Annotated in this window: 2 protein-coding genes; both read right to left on the bottom strand. The window is 60.4% G+C overall.

Annotation, left to right across the window (positions count from 1 at the left end; translation table 11 throughout):
• Window positions 1-40: 40 nt before the first annotated feature.
• Window positions 41-796 (bottom strand): hypothetical protein, encoded by a 756-nt coding sequence (locus AC07FD_RS37670; RefSeq protein WP_478353939.1) that lies wholly within the window; start codon window positions 794-796, stop codon window positions 41-43.
• Between the two features lie 9 nt (window positions 797-805).
• Window positions 806-2188, bottom strand: coding sequence for an ISKra4 family transposase (locus AC07FD_RS37675; protein ID WP_379100061.1), 1383 nt, complete (start codon window positions 2186-2188; stop codon window positions 806-808).
• Window positions 2189-2337 lie beyond the last annotated feature (149 nt).

Consider the following 2337-nt stretch of genomic DNA (forward strand, 5'->3'; position numbering starts at 1 on the left):
ATTTGCCAATCCTTGGGAATCCCAAACCCTTAAATCGTCACTACGTCCTAGGCATGGCGCGGGGCAGGCGCTTCAGGATTTCGGCGCCATCCGAGATCACGGTGACGTCGCCAAAGCCGCAATATCCTTCTTGCTGAAGCGCGTGGAGCGCTCGATCCCGGATTGCGGTTTGGTCGGTGCTGCTGGTCACGAAATAGCGGCCACCGGGTTCGCCCCGACCGCCGCGACCGCATCTGGCTACAACGAGTTCGAAGTTTCGCGCTGCATTGGGGTCGGCGCTGCGCACATGCGCTGTGTCGATGCTGATGATAAACTCTTTGCGCCGATCGCCGGGAAGCTCCATTTCGAGCTGGCGTCGATCATTAGCTTGCGCCCTTGCGCGCCGTTCTTCCTCTGCAACCTGCTCGTCCAGCCGTTCACCGATCCTGATGGTGCGCTTGCGCACGGTCGCATGCGTCTCGGTAGGCTCAATGGGCAGAAATTCGGTTAGCACTCTGGCGGCCTGCCGGTACGGCATCATGCTTCCCAGCCGCGCCGTCAGTTCCATCAGCTCGGGCGTCGCCCGATCCGGGCAGATTTCCTTCAGTGGCGCGAAAGCAACGACCATCCCTGGATGGCATTCCCCACACAGCATCCAGAGGGGATTGCGCACCTCCACCGTGCCGAACACAGTTCGGATCCGGCGCGCCGTATAGTCTTTGACCGGCCGGAACATGTGGCAGTCCGGGCAAACCCGCCGAAACAGAGCATAGGCATTCACCTCCTGGTTTACGACCGCGCTCTGCAGCGCCGTCACCGAACTCGCTCATTCCCTCGATTGTAATTGTCCACTCAACCGCCATCGTTGCTTCTCCGAAGAGAGCGACGGTGATGAACTGCTCGGGCCTAACAATCCCGTGCTCAACCCCAGAAAAATTACCGGTCTCTTCACCGCTGACTCGGCGAGGGTCGAAGCGACGCGAAGCCCGGCTCGGTATCGCCTTCCATAGTTGATCATCGCGCCGCGGTTCGAACGGACATAGGTCAGGAGCTGCGCGCCGAGGCTGCGAAGTCGCGCGACTGAGAACTCGCCTTCTTCCTGCGAATCCTTCAGTCTCTCCAGGAACTGCTCCAAGTCGCGGATCGCGCGATCGACCCGCCCATGCCACAGACGCCACTTCACGGCTCTGATTTCCCTGTCGATACTTGGAAGCGCTTCAAAGGGGCCGGACCGGGATCGCACGATGTGATCGGCGATTTGCTGCATGGGTTGGATCTTCATGGCAATGTGGAACCAGTCGATGATGTGGGTTGTCGGCTTCGGCATGGCCCGCGGCAGCCGCTTGAGGATTTCGGCGCCGTCCGAGATCACGGTGACGTCGCCGAAGTCGCAATATCCTTCCTGCTGAAGCGCGTGGAGCGCTCGATCTCGGATTGCGGTTTGATCAGTGCTGCTGGTCACGAGATAGCGGCCACCGGGTTCATTCCGACCGCCGCGACCGCATCTGGCCACAACGAGTTCGAAGTTTCGCGCTGAATTGGGATCGGCGCTGCGAACATGAGCCGTGTCGATGCTGATGACGAACTCTTTGCGCCGATCGCCCGGAAGATGCATCTCGATCTGGCGTCGTTCGTCCGTTTGAGACCTTGCGCGCCATGTTTCCTGCACGATCTGGTCGTCGAGCCGTTCGCCGATCCTGATAGTGCGCTTGCGCACGGTTGCATGCGTCTCGGTCGGCTCGATGGGCAGGAAATCGGCCAGCACCTTCGCTGCCCGCCGATACGGCAGCATGCTCCCCAGCCGCGCGGTCAGTTCCATCAGCTCGGGCGTCGCCCGATCAGGGCAGATTTCTTTCAGCGGCGCGAAGGCATCGACCATGCCGGGGTAACAATCCCGGCACAACATCCAGCGAGGATTGCGCACCTCCACAGTGCCGAACACGGTTCGGATCCGGCGTGTCGTATAGTCCTTGACCGGCCGGAACTTGTGGCAATCCGGGCAAACCCGACGAAAGAGGGAATAGGTCTCCGCCTCATGGTTCACGGCCGCGCTCTGCAGCGCTGCCATGATCTTCTTGCCGTCTTCGATCGACAGTCCGATGTCGCCGTCGAATAAGCCCTCCCAGCTCTTGGTGGTCTTCACTTCCCGTCGACAAACATCGCCGAACTCGTTCTTCCCTTCGATCGTGATCGTCCATTCCACCGCCATCGCTTCCTCTCCGAACAAAGCGACACTGATGGACTGCTTGGGCCTAACAACCCGTATTCGACCCCAGAGAAATTAGCGGTCTCACGCGTTCGGCCTGCGGTAATGGATATCGACGAGGTCGCGCATGCAATGGGCAAAGTCTTCCGCGG

The sequence above is a fragment of the Mesorhizobium waitakense genome (assembly GCF_056431085.1).